Annotated in this window: 13 protein-coding genes and 3 tRNA genes; 12 read left to right on the forward strand and 4 right to left on the reverse strand. The window is 46.7% G+C overall.

All coding sequences use genetic code 11. The annotated features are described in order from the left end of the window. Window positions 1–156: 156 nt before the first annotated feature. Both FTU54_RS07750 and FTU54_RS07755 read right to left on the reverse strand, forming a co-directional pair. Window positions 157–825, reverse strand: coding sequence for an HAD-IA family hydrolase (locus FTU54_RS07750; protein ID WP_104470673.1), 669 nt, complete (start codon window positions 823–825; stop codon window positions 157–159). Between the two features lie 382 nt (window positions 826–1,207). Beyond that, entirely contained in the window at window positions 1,208–2,176 is a 969-nt protein-coding gene (locus tag FTU54_RS07755; protein WP_180069469.1) for an RluA family pseudouridine synthase, read from the reverse strand. A 753-nt stretch (window positions 2,177–2,929) separates the two neighbouring features. Between FTU54_RS07755 and FTU54_RS07760 the strand changes: the two genes are divergently transcribed. The 5 genes from FTU54_RS07760 to FTU54_RS07780 all read left to right on the forward strand — a co-directional run bounded on the left by FTU54_RS07760 (window position 2,930) and on the right by FTU54_RS07780 (window position 8,792). After that, window positions 2,930–6,328 carry an Rne/Rng family ribonuclease gene (locus FTU54_RS07760; protein WP_180047360.1) on the forward strand — a complete coding sequence of 1,133 codons (3,399 nt, stop codon included), beginning with the start codon at window positions 2,930–2,932 and terminating at the stop codon, window positions 6,326–6,328. Window positions 6,329–6,498: 170 nt separating this feature from the next. Next, window positions 6,499–8,340 carry a long-chain-acyl-CoA synthetase gene (locus FTU54_RS07765; protein ID WP_180074603.1) on the forward strand — a complete coding sequence of 614 codons (1,842 nt, stop codon included), beginning with the start codon at window positions 6,499–6,501 and terminating at the stop codon, window positions 8,338–8,340. 130 nt (window positions 8,341–8,470) lie between these two features. Continuing rightward, window positions 8,471–8,546, forward strand: a tRNA-Lys gene (locus FTU54_RS07770). Between the two features lie 20 nt (window positions 8,547–8,566). After that, window positions 8,567–8,642: transfer RNA gene (locus FTU54_RS07775), tRNA-Lys, on the forward strand. 74 nt (window positions 8,643–8,716) lie between these two features. Further along, window positions 8,717–8,792: transfer RNA gene (locus FTU54_RS07780), tRNA-Lys, on the forward strand. Window positions 8,793–8,917: 125 nt separating this feature from the next. On the opposite strand, the gene FTU54_RS07785 is transcribed toward FTU54_RS07780, so the two are convergent. Then, window positions 8,918–9,514, reverse strand: coding sequence for a hypothetical protein (locus FTU54_RS07785; protein WP_373685791.1), 597 nt, complete (start codon window positions 9,512–9,514; stop codon window positions 8,918–8,920). 288 nt (window positions 9,515–9,802) lie between these two features. Between FTU54_RS07785 and FTU54_RS07790 the strand changes: the two genes are divergently transcribed. Continuing rightward, window positions 9,803–10,069: a PspC domain-containing protein gene (locus FTU54_RS07790; RefSeq protein ID WP_005181954.1), complete on the forward strand. Its 267-nt coding sequence runs from the start codon at window positions 9,803–9,805 to the stop codon at window positions 10,067–10,069. Window positions 10,070–10,137: 68 nt separating this feature from the next. Here the strand turns inward: FTU54_RS07790 and FTU54_RS07795 are convergent, their stop codons facing one another. Further along, window positions 10,138–11,268, reverse strand: a complete 1,131-nt coding sequence (locus tag FTU54_RS07795) for an HPP family protein (RefSeq protein WP_005181952.1) — start codon at window positions 11,266–11,268, stop codon at window positions 10,138–10,140. Window positions 11,269–11,748: 480 nt separating this feature from the next. Between FTU54_RS07795 and glyQ the strand changes: the two genes are divergently transcribed. From glyQ to FTU54_RS07825, 6 genes are all read left to right on the forward strand, one after another. Continuing rightward, entirely contained in the window at window positions 11,749–12,738 is a 990-nt protein-coding gene (gene glyQ / locus FTU54_RS07800) for a glycine--tRNA ligase subunit alpha (RefSeq protein ID WP_127801778.1), read from the forward strand. Continuing rightward, window positions 12,738–14,807 (forward strand): glycine--tRNA ligase subunit beta, encoded by a 2,070-nt coding sequence (glyS, locus tag FTU54_RS07805; RefSeq protein WP_180047362.1) that lies wholly within the window; start codon window positions 12,738–12,740, stop codon window positions 14,805–14,807. The genes glyQ and glyS overlap by 1 nt, the downstream gene beginning before the upstream one ends. A gap of 2 nt (window positions 14,808–14,809) precedes the next feature. Next, window positions 14,810–15,403, forward strand: a complete 594-nt coding sequence (locus FTU54_RS07810) for a DUF6036 family nucleotidyltransferase (RefSeq protein ID WP_168396756.1) — start codon at window positions 14,810–14,812, stop codon at window positions 15,401–15,403. Window positions 15,404–15,407: 4 nt separating this feature from the next. Next, window positions 15,408–15,797, forward strand: coding sequence for a hypothetical protein (locus tag FTU54_RS07815; protein WP_005181943.1), 390 nt, complete (start codon window positions 15,408–15,410; stop codon window positions 15,795–15,797). Window positions 15,798–15,905: 108 nt separating this feature from the next. Then, the gene (locus FTU54_RS07820; protein WP_005181941.1) at window positions 15,906–16,295 is read left to right on the forward strand and encodes a hypothetical protein; all 390 of its coding nucleotides are present in this window, start codon (window positions 15,906–15,908) and stop codon (window positions 16,293–16,295) included. A 136-nt stretch (window positions 16,296–16,431) separates the two neighbouring features. Then, window positions 16,432–16,835: DUF4372 domain-containing protein (locus FTU54_RS07825; protein WP_155858690.1), on the forward strand; the 404-nt coding region annotated here is incomplete at its 3' end.

Consider the following 16,835-nt stretch of genomic DNA (forward strand, 5'->3'; position numbering starts at 1 on the left):
TGTTTATACAGCCTCTAGAACAGAAAAAGAAAGACGAAACTTTGCAATCACGCAACATGCCCAGGCAGAGATCAATATAAGAAGGAAGAAAATGAGCTCTTCAATAAAAGAAGAAGCGGCAAGAGGTTCACTTCTTCTGAAAAGATGCTCTCCCACCTAGATGGCCTGTTTCATTTGTACCTGCTGTAACAGGAACTGATGCAGGCTGCTGACATCCCCGGCAATTTTTAGCGGTTGAAACAGCTGTAACACTTCGACCGTATGTACCCCATAGCTGACACCCACACGCGGCATGGCAATAGCCTGCGCCATTTCCAGATCATAAGAGGTATCGCCGACCATAATTGCCTGCTCAGGGCGCACTCCGGTTTCTGCCAGAATTTCTTCTAACATTAAGGGATGCGGTTTAGAGCGGGTTTCACTGGCGGCACGGGTCGCAGCAAACATTCCCATACTTTGAGTTTGCTGCAGCACACGATCTAGACCCTTACGGCTTTTACCGGTAGCCACCGCGAGTTTTACCCCTGCGTCCTGTAAATCATTCAGCATTGCTGCCACACCGTCAAACCAGACATCAGTTTTGGAGTTGGCCACATAGTGTTCGGAATAGCACTGTAAAATCTCGCTATGCAATTCCGGTACCATCGGGAACAAACGCTGCGCCACTTCAGGCAGGCCCAAACCGATAATGCTTTTGGCGGCCTCATCGGTTAAGGGTTGCTGGAACTGCTGCGCAGCGAACTGTAAACTCGCCACAATTTGACCGACTGAATCAAACAAGGTGCCATCCCAGTCGAAAATGATGAGTTCTACAGCTGTGTTCATATATGGTTTCCTCGATTTGATTCGGTTTAAATCCACCCCGACCCTCCTTTAAAAAAGGAGGGAGAGCTTCATTAGAAAATAACTTTTATTGCAAGATCACAACAGATATTAATTACCCAACGGCGACATCCATGTCGCCTTTCGCACATTTCGGATGCAGATATCATTTACTATCGCAACGCTCCCTCTCCTGAACGAGTTTAAAGCACTGCTTTAAACGACGTGCAAGAAGGAGACTTGCGCAGCAGTGCTGCTCAGGGAGAGGATTTTTCCGAAATTTAATCTCCCCTTGCGGAACAATGTTCCTCATCTTTAATTTTAATAAAGAGGGAAGTTTCCCACTTAAATAAAGCAAGATGAACGAGAATTAAAAAGCCAAAGATTATTCGTCATCTTCCCCAAGTGTTACTACCTTATCTGCCTTTTGCGCACGGAGCTGTGCGACCAGACTCTGCATATCTTCAGGCAATGATGCTTCAATGGTTGGATAACCCGGAATCTCCAGACGCATGGCGTGCAAGCATAAACGGCGTGGTTTAGGCCCGCGATATTCGGTTTCATGACCGTATTTTTCATCGCCCACCAGCGGATGGCCAATACTCAGACCATGCACACGAATCTGATGGGTACGTCCAGACAGCGGCGATGCATAGACCAGTGTGGCATGCATAAAGCGTTCTTGCACATTCCACTGGGTTTTTGACTCTTTACCTTCTTTAGACACACGCACGCGACGTTCGCCATTGGCCAGCTCATAACGATGTAAAGGCGCATCAATCAGCTGTTTGTCCAGCGTCACCTGGCCTTTCACCACCGCAGCATAGGTTTTACGGATTTTGTGTTCGCGCAGCATGTCCTGCAAGGTTTTTAATACGCTGCGTTTTTTCGAAATCATCACCAGACCCGAAGTATCGCGGTCAATGCGGTGAATCAGCTCCAGATATTTTTTCCCGGTGGCGGCGCGCAAGCCTTCAATCAGGCCATAGGCCACACCACTGCCCCCATGCACGGCAATACCCGATGGCTTGTTGACCACCATCAGCCCTTCATCTTCATAGATGACCCGGTTCAGCAAGCCTTGAGCGACTTTGTCTGACACCGGCGCCGGGGTATCATCTTTCTGTTCAAAACGGATTGGAGCAACCCGGATCTGATCGCCAATATTCAGCTTGGTTTCGGCTTTGACCCGTTTTTTATTGACCCGCACCTGACCTTCACGAATCAGACGGTAAATCCGGCTTTTGGGCACACCTTTTAAACGGCTAAACAAAAAGTTGTCAATCCGTTGCCCCGCTTGATGCTCATCGACTTCAAACCAAGTGACACTTTGCCATTGTTGGGTAGAATTCATACAGTTACGACGACCTAAAAAAATACTAAAATTGATTAAAAACTGATCACTTGGGCTATGCTTTACACAAGAAACATAAGCTTAGCCCATAGGCAGATGATGCAAGGTTTGATATAGTCAGCGCACGGAAACCATCGTAAGTGGGTAAAAGTTGGGTCATTTCGGTTTTTACTGAAGTTGATTATTCAATCAAACACTCCACTAAACACGTAAAGGTCCCAAAAGAATTATGCCGACGCCGAAGGCTTATTATATCGGCAAAACTGCAAACTGTTGCGTTTAATTGTACTTAAGGTACATAAATCAGTTTGCCTGAAAAAATATGTCGCCAACCTCAAGTTGGTTTTTAAACGTAAACTGATACACATCAGACTAGTCGTTCCCTGATGTCGCATTCAGGCTACAGCGTTGATACATTGGATCTGCACAAATTGTAAAGATACGACGATAATTCCGTATCAAGACACTCGACTAAAAGAAGGGATGATCTTTGAGCAATGTGACAGTGAAAGTTACTCACATCCAATGTACCGCTCGTCCGCCAGTGAAACGACCAGGTGACTTTAATCGTTTAAAGATTGAAGCCGTATTGACATCATCAATACGTGAATCATCCACCGAAACCCGATTATCAGGCCGGTAGAGAAACGTTCAGACCGCTGTATTTGAGATCTGAACCATGATCCGTGATGTTTGATGCTCGCTACGTATAGAGCGATGTTTTGCTGTGTATCACTATAAGGTGTTACACCCATGAAACGTATGTTGATTAATGCAACACATGCTGAAGAAATTCGCGTTGCACTTGTCACTGGTCAGCGTCTTTACGATTTTGATTTAGAAAATCGTACCCGTGAACAAAAAAAATCAAATATCTATAAAGGTCATGTGACTCGCGTAGAGCCATCTTTAGAAGCTGTATTTGTTGAGTATGGTGCCGGTCGTCAAGGTTTCCTGTCGATGCGCGAAATTGCCAACTCTTACTACAAGGCCGATCCTCGTCAAACCTCAAATATTCGCGAACTGATTACTGAAGGCACCGAACTGCTGGTTCAGGTGGAAAAAGAAGAGCGCGGCAACAAGGGTGCTGCCCTGTCGACCTTTATTTCACTGGCGGGCCGTTACCTGGTCCTGATGCCAAACAACCCGAAAGGAGGCGGTATCAGCCGTCAGATTTCCGGTTCAGTGCGTGAAGAACTGAAAGAAATGCTGGCCTCTTTAAACGTGCCACGCGGGATGAGCGTGATTGTACGTACCGCCGGTATTGGTCGTTCTCAAGAAGAATTACAACTCGATTTACAGCATCTGCTAGATCTGTGGGCGCAAATTCAAAGCACCTCAAGTTCTGGTCCATCGCCAATGCTAGTGCATCAGGAAGCCGGTGTCGTCACGCGTGCCATTCGTGACTACCTGCGTGATGATGTGGCTGAAATCCTGATTGACTCAGAACAGGCCTATAACGAAGCCTATAACTTCGTAAAAGCGGTGATGCCGCGTCAGCTCGACAAGCTAAAAACCTATACTTTAAATGAGCCATTATTCGCGCATTTCGGTATCGAAAGCCAGATTCAAACCGCCTATGAACGCGAAGTCAAACTGCCTTCAGGTGGCTCAATTGTGATTGACCAGACCGAAGCATTGGTGTCAATCGACATTAACTCGGCAAAATCAACTCGTGGTCAGGACGTTGAAGATACCGCACTAAACACCAACCTGGAAGCTGCTGAAGAAATTGCACGCCAGTTACGTTTACGTGACATCGGTGGTCTGGTAGTAATCGACTTTATCGACATGACCAAAGACCGTAACCAGCGTATGGTGGAAGCCAAGCTGCGTGAAGCAACGCAAAGCGACCGCGCGCGTATCCAGTTTGGTCAATTGTCACGCTTTGGTTTAATGGAGATGAGCCGTCAGCGCTTACGTCCATCTTTAGAAGAAGCGACCGGTTATGTTTGCCCACGTTGTCATGGTACCGGCATGGTACGTGACTTACGTTCTCTCTCACTGTCGATTATGCGTAAAGTGGAAGAGATTGCGCTACGTGAGCGTCATGGTGAAGTTCAGGTTGAAGTACCGGTTGAAATTGCAGCATTCTTATTGAATGAAAAGCGTCACAGCCTGGTTTACCTTGAACAAACCTCAAATGTACGTGTAACGGTATTGCCGCACCCGCATTTAGAAACCCCACATTACGAAATCTCTTACAATCCGGAAGGCTTTGCCCCAACCAGCTATGAACGCACAGCAGCCACCCGCTTAAGCGAACAGGAACTGGGTTATGAAGCCTCTGAATGGCATTTAGAAGAAGAACAGCACGCTCAGCATGCAGCTGCGCCTGCAGCACCGCAAAAGGAACAGAAGCGTCCAGCCAAAGCTCAAGCCGCTGCGCCTGCACAAGTGGCCCCTGCTGCCGCTGCACCAAGTGCTAGCCCATGTGCATGGTTAGAAAACCTGTTTGTGCAAAAACAGGCCAACACGGTTGATCAGTCACGTAGCGCCAACAATGCGGCTGCAGCGATTGAGCAAATGGTCAATAATGGCGCAGTTAGCCGTGGCCAGTTCGGTCAGATTGCAGCTGCGGCGCCTGTGGCTGCACCAGCAGCAACCAGCAATGCTTATCTTGCCCCATCAACTGTGGCCAAGCATGAGCGTGATCACGCTGAAAAACCGGCTGAACGTGAAGAAAAATCATCACGTCACAACAACAAAAAGCGCAGCAAGCACAAAGAGCCGCGCGAGCAAAACAGCCAGAATGACAACAGCCCAGCACAGCATCAGGTACACGAAGAAGTGGTGCAGCTGTCACGTCAGGAGCAACGTCAGGAAGCGCGTGAAAACAAACGCAACTCCCGCCGTCAGCACAACAACAATGAACAGACGCAAAACGAAGCGCAACAGCAAGATGCTGTGCCACGTCGTGACCGTCGTAACCAGCAACGTCCAGAGCGTCCAAATCGCCACCGCGATGCCAGCGTGCTGAATGACACGGCTGCACCGGCAGCAGCTACAGCAGCACCAGCCGCTGAAGCACAAGGCCTGAAAGTGGACCTGGTGGATGCACCACGTCAGGACGTGATGCCAACTGCTCTGGTGGTGAATGTTGATGCTGCACAAAGTGAAATTGTCGCGCTAAACCAGAACGCAGCCGCTGCACCTGCAGCAACTGCTGAACTTCCGGTTGCGACCAGCACTGAAGCAGTAGAAGAAGCACCAGTACCAAAAGAAGAAGTGGCACCTGCGGCAATTGTGGCTGAAGAGCACAAATCGCAACCGGTGAAACGCGCCAGCAACGATCCGCGTCAGCGTCGTCGCCAGCAACGTGAAGGTCGTGCGCAACAAAACCAGCCGCCAAAGCTGTCACCATCTCAGGTTCCAGCCTTGCAGCAGTACACGGTAGGCAGCCTGATCCGTCATGTGTATGGTGAAGATTGCTCGGTACTGATTGAGCAGTTTGGTTTAATCCCAACCTTTAACCGCGCCCTGCAAAAGTTCACTGAACAATATGCAGCCAGCCTGGTCGCTCAAGCACCTGCGGCAGAAAGCCAAAAGCAGCCTGTGACCCGTGATGTTGAAGTCAGCAAAGCTGAGCCAGAAGCAGAACCTGCTCCTGTGCTGGACCTGACTCCACCAGCGCCAGTCAAACGTGTGGCCAATGATCCGCGTGAGCGTCGTCGTTTAGCCAAACTTGCTGCCGAACAGGCGCTGGAACAGGCCAAACAGGCCCATGCCGACGAAGCAGAAAAAGCATCCGCTAACGATGCACCAGCAGAAACTGCGGCGGACGCTCAAGCAGCTGAAGCAACAGAAGCCACTGCTGCAAGCAGCACAGCAGCACCTGTAGAAGCGACTGCCGAGCCAGCAGCAACTGAAGCAGCACCAGCGGCTGAAACCACTGCGACTGAAACTGAAGTGGCGACTGAAGAAAGCGCTGCAGCCGAAGCACCGGCTAAAGAAACAGCGAAAGCTGAAGCAGCGCAACCAGTACAGGCTGAACTGCCAGTTGATGCAGCAGATGCCAGCGAAGCACCGGCAAATGCAGAAGCCGAAGCTCCAGAAGCCGCAGCAGACAAGGCCGAGAAAGAAAAACCGGCACGTCCGCGTCGTCCACGTGGCCGTCCACCAAAGAAAGCCAACACCTCAACTGAGTCATAATTTGCTTTTTTGCAGGTGAATAAAAAAATCCAGTCATTTCGGTGGCTGGATTTTTTTTGTTAATTTGTCAGATTAGGTTGATTACACTACAACGAAACGATTAAAACCTTAAAGTGCAATATTCATGCGCTAGAACTACAGATTGGATGTCGAGAATAAATAGGATTCATATGAGCCATACAACACAACATGATCTTATTGGTCTGGCCGATGTCGCCGCCAAAATTCCAAAGTTTATCGGCAAAGTCCCGAATCTTATTCAGGGTCTGAGTCAAGCCTATTTACGAACGCCATCCACCCCTGCCGGTCTGGGCATTGCCTTTGAAAAAGCGGTCAAACGTAATCCGCATGGTCTGGCTTTAATGTTTGAAGAGCAGCGCTTTAGCTACAAAGCCCTGAATGAATGGGCCAACCAGATTGCCCACTATTATCTGTCACAAGGCGCACGCAAAGGCGATGTGATTGCGGTAATGCTGGAAAACCGCCCGGAACTGATCGCGACTGTCATCGGTCTGGCCAAAATTGGCGTCACCATTGCACTGGTAAACACCTCACAGGTCGGCAAGGTGCTGACCCATAGCATCAATCTGGTCAAACCGGTCGCGCTAATTGTTGGCGAAGAATGCCGTGCTGCGGTAGAGGAGATTCGTCAGGCGCTGGATTTGCCGGCAGATCGTCTGGACTGGTTTGCCGATCAGGAAACCCAGCGCGATGCGGGCAAAGCTCCGAAAGGCTTTAACAATCTGGCCGAAAAGATCGACCATTTTCCGAAATTCAATCCGCCGACCACGCATTCCGTCCAGGGCAAAGATGGCCTGTTTTATATCTATACCTCGGGAACCACCGGCCTGCCGAAAGCCGTGGTGTTCACCCATAGCCGCTGGACCCTGGCCTATGGCACCTACGGCCATGTACTGAATCTGAATCCAAAAGATGTCATGTATGTGACCCTGCCGCTGTATCATGCCACTGGTATTGTGGTGTGCTGGTGCGGCGTAATTGCCGGTAGCGCAACCCTGGCAATTCGACGTAAATATTCCACCTCCAGCTTCTGGAAAGATGTACAGAAATTTAATGCCTCTGCCATTGGTTATGTCGGCGAGCTGTGCCGCTACCTGATGGATGCACCGCCATCTGCGCTGGATCAGGACCATCGTGTTACCAAAATGATTGGGAACGGTATGCGCCCGAACATTTGGAACAAGTTTAAACAGCGCTTTGGGATTGAAGAAATTCTGGAGCTGTATGCCTCCAGTGAAGGCAATGTTGGCTTTAGCAACATCTTTAACTTTGACAATACCGTTGGCTTTTCTCCAACCCCCTATGCGATTGTGGCTTTCGATAAAGAAAAAAATGAACCGGTCCGGGATGCGCGCGGCTGGTGCCAGAAAGTCAAAAAAGGTGAAGTTGGTTTATTGATTGGCAAAATTACCCGCCGTTCGCCGTTTGATGGCTATACCGATCCGGAAAAAAACAAGGCGGTGATTTTAAAAGGTGTTTTCCAGCGTGGCGATCAATACTTTAATACCGGTGATCTGGTACGAAATATCGGCTTCCGTCATGCCCAGTTTGTTGACCGCCTCGGGGATACCTTCCGCTGGAAAGGCGAGAATGTCTCCACCACCGAAGTGGAAAATATACTCTGCGATTATGACAAAATTGCCGAAGCGGTGGTCTACGGCGTAGAAATTCCAGAAACCAATGGTCGGGCCGGAATGGCGGCCATTACCTTAAATGCCGATGCAACACTGGATGAACATGACCTACAGCAGATGGTGAGCCAGTTTAAACAGGCCCTGCCCGGCTATGCGGTTCCGGTATTTTTACGGATTCAGGCCCAGGTTGAAACCACCGGCACTTTTAAATATCAGAAAAACAAGCTCAAAGAACAGGCATTTAATCCGGCAGCTACCACGGATCGTTTGCTGGTGTTGCTGCCCGGTGCAGCGGCTTATACTGATCTAACCCCGGAAATTTTCGAGCAGATTCAAACCTATCAATACCGCTTCTAAGCCCAAAGTTGTCTATTTTTTGATTCCCTAGCATGGATTTGTTTCATTTATAATCAAACATAGACAACTTTTTTATTTTTTACTTGCGCTCAAACGAGATCTTGCTACAATACGCTCCATCAAATGATATGGGTCGTTAGCTCAGTTGGTAGAGCAGCGGACTTTTAATCCGTTGGTCCCGCGTTCGAGTCGCGGACGACCCACCACTCATTTGAAAGCCTAAGATGGGTCGTTAGCTCAGTTGGTAGAGCAGCGGACTTTTAATCCGTTGGTCCCGCGTTCGAGTCGCGGACGACCCACCATATTTCCTTAGGAACTCTGCAAAAACTCCAGTTCTTGCATCTTAAAAAATAAGCAGCTTATTTTTTATTCCTCAGGGTCGTTAGCTCAGTTGGTAGAGCAGCGGACTTTTAATCCGTTGGTCCCGCGTTCGAGTCGCGGACGACCCACCATTTATCTTCCAAAATAAATATCTTCGCTTCCCTACTCTGCATTGCACATTTATATGCTGGGCTGCATCGTATCTGCGCTACAACCTCAATATTAATGTGGATGAAAGAACGCTCAATCTGCTTTTTTAATCGGCCGACTTTTCCAGATAATAAGCATGTGCCGGTAAAGGATTACGGGAAAAATACTGCTGATTTACCGTCGATACTGTGGCAATTTTTTCTAAATCCATGCGTAGATTCTGCGTGTCATCAATATCATAAAAAATTTCCACCCCATTACTGCGATGCACAATAATCTGGTGTGTGGTTTCATCATACATCCAGTAATCCAGATGATAATTCATTTGTGCACCGGCCATGACCCGGCCCAGATAGACAATGGAACGATGTGCGGTGCCATCGGGCAATAAAGTCAGAATAAAATCGGCTGTACCGGTCTCGCATTTGACATAGGCATCTTCACAGCTAATTTTTACCTGATACCGGCCGACATAGGCCAAGGCCGCTTCCGGCACCACGGCTTTATCGGCATCTTCTGCAGATGGAAATACCGGCTGGCCAGCCACTTCACTCAGGCGCTTACTTGGCGCATCTTCTGTCACCTGCAGGTCTGCCACGGGTGTAAACGGCTGTGCCTCCTCTCCTTCTTGACTGTTAAACGTCGGGTCACAAGCGGCCAAAGACAGGCAACAGATTCCCCATAACCATTTCGAACAATGCACAGCCAATATGGTGTCTCCCGGGTATCAATAAAAATAGCCACCGTATGCCTTTGCATCAGATTGATGGGCACACAGCGAAGCTATTGAAATTACATGAATTTTCACCCAAATCTACAGTTTTTGTAGACCTGTTTCAAGATTTTAAAGCGCAATATTTATACCGTGTCATTTTATTTACATAAATTAACGATTTATAGCGCATTGACCCTTTAAAAACGGAAATAGGTCGCCATTTTTATTTTATGAGTTGTTGATTGACTCACCATTTTATTTTTTAAGGAGACCTCAATGGCCAATGTTGGTTTATACCGCTCTAACCGCTCAAACATGATTGCAGGTGTAATGGGTGGTATTGCTGAACGTTTTGGTTGGAATGCAAATTTACTCCGCATTATTTTTGTGTTGGTATCCATTATGAGTGCCGCCTTCCCGGGTATTCTGGTGTACTTGGTACTGTGGCTGGTGATGCCGAAAAAGAAAGCTGAAATTGAACACGTGAATGGCTATCGCAATCCGGTACGTACCATTCATGAAGATCAGAACAGTTACCGTTAATCTTCATTTTTCTTGCACAGTTTAAAGCTACGGTGGACCCCTATTACCGTAGCTTCTTTTTTCTGGCTTTAACTTTCCGTAGTTTTGCTGCGTAGCCAGATCAGACGCTGGTTCATGGCGGCAATCATATCGGCGCGGCTAATAATCCCGACCAGCTGCTGCTGTTCCACCACTGGAATATAGTTAAACGAACGTTCCACAAAATACGGGACCAGATCGGCAATACTCTGATGTGGTTTTACCGTCACCACCTTGCGGTTCATAATGTGTTTGACCTGATGCTGCCATGACATCCGCACATCGGTAGCATGTTTAAACCATTCCACCACTTCATACAGTGCCAATGTGCCGACCAGTTGCTGCTCGGCATTTACCACCGGCAAGCTCATTAAATTGACCTGCTTGAACTTGTCTAGCGCGAGCTGGATATCATCATCCTGCTGCAAGGTAATCACATCATGGGTCATGATATCTTCACAGCGCCATTCCTGCACGTTTTCATCCTGCATACGCGCATTGGCCTGATATTGCGCTTCCAGAATAATTTTCTGCAAGTCATATTCACTAATGTCCAGCAGCTCGGTCTGATGCTCCAGCACATGATGAATATCTTGCGGCTGAATGGTGACTTTCTGGGTCGGGGTCGGGTCTTGCGAGCGCAGATTCAGCTGGGCCTTGTGTGGATATTGCTTGCCAGTCAGTCGGTTAAACATCATTGCCACCAACAGCAATAACAGCGAATTTAACAGCACCGGATAAAAGATAAATAAATAGCCCAGTTCACTGACCGCCTCACCGCCCAATACTGCGGTAATCGCCACAGCACCACTCGGTGGATGCAGCGAATCGGTCGACATCATTAAAATAATAGATAAGGCCACCGCCACACTAAAGGCTTCGGTCAGATTCGGAATATACAGCGCACAAGTCACACCAATAATGCCGGCAATAGTATTGCCAATCACCATATTCCACGGCTGTGCCAGCGGACTGGCCGGCACCGCAAACAGCAATACTGACGACGCACCCATCGGCGCGATATACCAGGCATTAATATCGCCCAGAATCCATAAGCTGATCAGTGAAGATAAACTTAAGCCCAGCAAAGCACCCAATCCGCACAACAGACGTTCTTTCAGCGGCAGTAATTTGAAATTGGGTTTTAAGATTTCTAACCATTCAGATTGCGGATGAAACACGGGAATCCTTTGTGATTTTGGCGACGGCCGCCATTATAAAATGAAGCAGCTTATAAGATGTATTCATTCTATATCTTATAATTATGAATTTTTCTGTTGAGATGTATATCAGTATAGGCACACTGAATCATCCTCTTTTTAGAAAAAATTGATAAGCCCTTCATTTTAAAAACATCGTTTTTGCGTATACACCGTTCAGCGCAGATGATTGCGCTGTATACACCAGATGAAACCAATCTTTGAGAAAAATGACTGAAATGACAATGCTGGGTTTTCCCCGAATCCTACAGATCAAAATCCGTTTTTTGTGGATAGACAGATCAACCGAATGTCGGTTTCTCTACTAATTTTTCATGGCGATTTTTCGGTTAGGCTTCGCTTTCTGATCAAAGCGCCAGCATTGTATGGATAACCTTTGCTACCTCCCGCCAAAATCCTTATAATTGAGCACAATTTTTCTCTAATTTTAAGTGGATGACCATGAGTCGCGCCATATCGCATATTGATACTTTCCAAGGCTTAATTCTTGCCTTACAAAATTACTGGGCGGAGCAAGGCTGCGTCGTGTTGCAGCCTTACGACATGGAAATGGGTGCAGGAACATTCCACACTGCAACTTTCCTACGTGCATTAGGGCCTGAAACCTGGAATGCCGCTTATGTGCAACCTTCACGTCGTCCAAAAGATGGCCGTTATGGTGAAAACCCGAACCGTTTGCAACACTACTACCAGTTCCAGGTGGTATTAAAGCCAAACCCGGACAACATCCAGCAGCTGTATCTGGATTCTTTAAAAGCCATCGGGATTGATCCTTTGGTTCACGACATCCGTTTTGTCGAAGATAACTGGGAATCACCAACACTCGGTGCTTGGGGCTTAGGTTGGGAAGTTTGGCTGAATGGTATGGAAGTCACGCAATTCACTTATTTCCAGCAAGTCGGTGGTGTTGAATGTTATCCGGTCACGGGTGAAATCACTTACGGTTTAGAACGTCTGGCGATGTACCTGCAAGGTGTAGACTCGGTTTACGATTTGGTTTGGACCAAAGGTCAGTTCGGTACGGTCACGTATGGCGATGTGTTCCATCAAAACGAAGTAGAACAATCGACCTATAACTTTGAATATGCGCCAGTCGACAAACTGTTTGAACTGTTCGACTTCTATGAAGCAGAAGCCTCTCGTTTGATGGAAGCGAAACTGCCACTTCCTGCCTATGAGCAAGTGGTGAAAGCATCACACAGCTTTAACCTGCTTGATGCGCGTGGTGCGATTTCTGTGACTGAGCGTCAGCGTTATATTTTACGTGTCCGTACACTGGCGCGTGCCATTGCACAAAGCTACGTGGCCGCACGTGCAGAGCTTGGTTTCCCAATGGCGGAACCACACTTACGTGATGAAGTTCTGGCACAGTTAAAAGCACAGGTTGAGGCGGAAGCCGCACAAGCAGAAAAATCAGCGGAGAACAAATAATGTCTAAACATACTGTTTTATTTGAACTTGGCTGTGAAGAACTCCCACCAAAAAGCCTGAAAAAATTACGTGATGCATTACAGGCAGAAACGGTTAAAGGCTTAAAAGATGCAGGTCTGGCTTTCGATTCAATCGAAGCCTATGCTGCACCACGTCGTTTAGCACTTAAAATTGTCAATGTTGATGGCGCGCAAGCCGACACACAAAAACGTTTTGACGGCCCTGCTGTGCAAGCGGCGTATGATGCGGAAGGCAAACCAACCAAAGCTTTAGAAGGCTTTATGCGTGGTCAAGGCATTACGGTTGATCAAGTATCGACTTTCCAAGCAGGTAAAGTTGAAAAAGTTTGCTACTTAAAAGATGTCAAAGGTCAAAGCCTAGACGTACTTTTACCGCAAATTTTACAAGCGGCTTTGGATAATCTTCCAATCGCAAAACGCATGCGTTCTGCAGCAAGCCGTACTGAATTCGTACGTCCTGTAAAATGGGTGGTATTGCTGAAAGACAACGACGTTGTTGATGCAACCATTCAAGATCATAAAGCAGGTAACGTGACTTACGGTCACCGTTTCCATGCCCCTGAAGCAATCACTTTAGCGCATGCAGATGAATATCTTGCCAAGTTAAAAGCTGCGCACGTTGTGGCATCTTTTGAAGAGCGTCAAGCAATCATCGACCAACAAGTGAAAGCATTGGCTGATGAAGTGAATGCCATTGCGATTGTACCAAGCGACCTTCGTGATGAAGTAACTGCTCTTGTTGAATGGCCTGTTGCGCTTCGTGCAAGCTTTGAAGAACGCTTCCTTGCAGTTCCTCAAGAAGCACTCATCACAACCATGCAGGACAACCAAAAGTACTTCTGCTTGGTGAACAGCGATAATAAACTTCAACCGTACTTCATTACTGTGTCAAACATTGAGTCGAAAGACCCATCACAGATCATTGAAGGTAACGAGAAAGTGGTTCGTCCACGTTTGTCGGATGCTGAATTCTTCTTCCTGCAAGACCAAAAACAACCGCTTGCTTCTCGTAAGGAGAAACTGGCGAATATGGTATTCCAGGCAGAACTCGGTACGCTTTGGAACAAATCTGAACGTATTGCCAAACTTGCTGTTGCGCTTGCGCCAATTACAGGTGCAAATGCGGCTGATGCTGAAAAAGCGGCACTTCTTGCGAAATGCGACTTAACCTCTGAACTTGTGGGTGAATTCCCAGAACTTCAAGGCATCGCGGGTACTTACTACGCACGTCTTGAAGGCGAAAATGATGAAGTGGCTGAAGCACTTGGCGAGCAGTACTTGCCTAAATTCGCTGGTGATGTTTTACCGAAAACCAAAACTGGGACAACCATTGCGCTTGCAGACCGCTTAGATACGCTCACCGGTATTTTCGGTATTGGTCAAGCGCCTACAGGTTCGAAAGACCCGTTTGCCCTGCGTCGTTCTGCAATTGGTATTTTACGTCTAGTGACTGAAAACGAGCTTGATGTATCAATTGAAGACTTGATCAAACTTGCTTTAGCTGCGTATGGCGATGTACTCAAAGATCACGATAAGACTTTAAACGATGCGGTTGCATTCCTTGAAGGTCGTTACCGTGCCAAATACGAAGACCAAGGTGTGGCTGTTGATGTGATTCAAGCCGTTCAAGCGTTGTCGCCAAAATCACCGCTTGATTTTGACAAACGTGTCAATGCAGTAAATCACTTCCGTGCACTGCCTGAAGCGGCTGCACTTGCTGCTGCGAATAAGCGTGTTGCCAATATTCTTGCTAAAGAAGCGGCACATGAAGGCGCTGTGCTTGAAGCAAATCTGGTTGAAGATGCTGAAAAGGCATTGTTCGCTGAACTTGCGAAAATCACACCAGTGGTTGAGCCACTGTTTGCTTCTAAAGATTACACTGCTGCGCTCTCTGCACTTGCTGCACTTCGTGCGCCTGTTGATGCATTCTTTAACGGTGTCATGGTGATGGCGGATGATGCTGACCTGAAAGCAAACCGTTTACGTCTGCTTGCTCAGCTGCGTGACTTGTTTACCAAAGTGGCGGATATTTCGGTGCTTCAACACTAAAGATGAGTATTTATAACGACTCACCTATCACCCTTGCAATCCTCAAGCTCTTTCAAGAGCTTGAGGATTGGATTTCAATGAATCATCAATATCTTCCTCATGGTGCCGTTAAGGCATTTATTTTTGGTGGCTGTGCGTTTCACATCCACACCAATGTTCGAGGTAGTAATGATATTGATGCTGAAATCCAATCGATCAGCCAATTAAAAAAAGAAGATATTTTCTTATTTCTAGAAAATAATGATATTGAATATCTGGATCATAATAATCTTGAAACAAATTTAGAATTTGACAGTGGATTTAATACCAGCCTTGCCTCCATCGATCCTGATTACAGGGAACGAGTTATCCCCTTAACCGCTGAAAGTATCGTAGAGGTCTATCTCGTATCTGGCGTAGATTTGGCTGTTTCTAAATTGGCACGCTTGTCTGACAGAGACATCGAAGATATTCAAGCATTATATGCAAGAAACAAGTTTTCGCTTGAGCAGTTCAAAGAAATAGCAAATAATGCTAAAGACTATTACGTTACACCTGAGCAATTAGATTCTAATATTCAATATATGATTTCGCTTCTTTCAGACCTGGGAGATTGACACAATGAATCAGCTGGAATTTGAGCATGCTTTAAAAGCACTATTAAAGCAGCCATTGAATTCTGCAACATTCGAGCAGGTTAAACCCGTTGCTGAAGCATTATTATATTCAGAACTACTACCTGCTGTGAGTTCCAGTTTAAACCCCTTAGAAAAGCGCCGACTGTTTTTTCTATTAGAAAAATTCCGCAGATACTCATGCTCAAGTGTTTCTAGACGCCAACAACTTAAAGCGCTCTCCCAAGCCTTGAATGTCGTTCCATTGCCGAGCACTCATGATACAAGAAGATTAGTTGACCCTCTGGCAAAACGTGTAGGCCTCAATGAAGATTTAAATCATTTAAAACCTCAATTACTGACCTTACAAACACGCCACTACTCACTTTACAGTTAATTCTCTCCTCCTTCTCTTAAGTACCACTATTCTATAGGTCATACCTATAGGCTTTTCCTTCCATATTCCCTATACTCAAACTGAAAACACTCAACAAGAAAGAAGCTTATGAAACTTAAAACTTTAATTTTATCTGGTCTAACTTGCCTTTCTCTGGGTGCATGTACCTCTGCGCCAGTCATTCCACAACTACAAGCGGGGGTATTACAAGAAGTCCAAAATCTTGAGGTCTATCCAGACACCACGCATAACTCGGCCAAACTGACCAAGTTTATTGATAAATGCGTGATTGAATTTAGAGGGCAGCTCAAAGCCGGCCGCTCAATTGAACAATGGGCATTTAAAGGCAACACCCTCATTTCAGCCGGTTCAGCTACCTTTGCCCAAGATGGCACCAGCACCGCCCATAATTTTGACCTGCATGATGCCACGGTACAGAAAAACTTCCTGACCCTGCGCGATCATTTCCATAAAGATGCACTGGCGCAATGTAACTAAAAATTCAAGCATCATGCCTGCAAAAGGTATGGTGCTTTTCACTGCTGTCCCATAGTTTGCTTTAAATAAAAAAACCTGAGTCCTAACAGTTAAAATATGAGTGTAAACAAACACTTTAACGACCAGGATTCAGGTTTTGTCACATCAGAATACCGTATTTCATGAGCTAATTAAACCTGTTGTGCGACAGGATTTTGAACAACTTGCTAAAGTACACCATGTTGGACAGAAATTTAGAGCGGCTTCCCGGTGGGATCAGTTTATTGCCATATTGATGTCTCAATTCTCTTGTAGGCAAAGTCTGAGAGATATTCAATCCAATTTGGAGTGCCAACAGGAAAAGCTGAGTCATCTCGGAGCAAAGTCTATTCCCCGAAGCACGCTGGCACGAATCAATGAGCAGCAGCCTGCTGCCTTGTATCAACAGCTATTTTACAAGTTGCTTAAATACTATGAACACTCAAAAGTAGCTCATAAATTTCGCTTTAAGAATCCCTTGTATTCCTTGGATGCCAGTCATATTGACCTGTCGCTTTCCTT

The sequence above is a fragment of the Acinetobacter sp. YH12116 genome, from assembly GCF_013418895.1.
In the GTDB taxonomy this organism is placed as follows: Bacteria; Pseudomonadota; Gammaproteobacteria; order Pseudomonadales; family Moraxellaceae; genus Acinetobacter; species Acinetobacter indicus.

What these genes read in the sequence shown, in the direction of transcription:
- FTU54_RS07750 (WP_104470673.1), bottom strand. Translation starts at nt 825, where the DNA reads ATGAACACAGCTGTAGAACTCATCATTTTCGACTGGGATGGCACCTTG.
- FTU54_RS07755 (WP_180069469.1), bottom strand. Translation starts at nt 2,176, where the DNA reads ATGAATTCTACCCAACAATGGCAAAGTGTCACTTGGTTTGAAGTCGAT.
- FTU54_RS07760 (WP_180047360.1), top strand. Translation starts at nt 2,930, where the DNA reads ATGAAACGTATGTTGATTAATGCAACACATGCTGAAGAAATTCGCGTT.
- FTU54_RS07765 (WP_180074603.1), top strand. Translation starts at nt 6,499, where the DNA reads ATGAGCCATACAACACAACATGATCTTATTGGTCTGGCCGATGTCGCC.
- FTU54_RS07790 (WP_005181954.1), top strand. Translation starts at nt 9,803, where the DNA reads ATGGCCAATGTTGGTTTATACCGCTCTAACCGCTCAAACATGATTGCA.
- glyQ (WP_127801778.1), top strand. Translation starts at nt 11,749, where the DNA reads ATGAGTCGCGCCATATCGCATATTGATACTTTCCAAGGCTTAATTCTT.
- glyS (WP_180047362.1), top strand. Translation starts at nt 12,738, where the DNA reads ATGTCTAAACATACTGTTTTATTTGAACTTGGCTGTGAAGAACTCCCA.
- FTU54_RS07810 (WP_168396756.1), top strand. Translation starts at nt 14,810, where the DNA reads ATGAGTATTTATAACGACTCACCTATCACCCTTGCAATCCTCAAGCTC.
- FTU54_RS07815 (WP_005181943.1), top strand. Translation starts at nt 15,408, where the DNA reads ATGAATCAGCTGGAATTTGAGCATGCTTTAAAAGCACTATTAAAGCAG.
- FTU54_RS07820 (WP_005181941.1), top strand. Translation starts at nt 15,906, where the DNA reads ATGAAACTTAAAACTTTAATTTTATCTGGTCTAACTTGCCTTTCTCTG.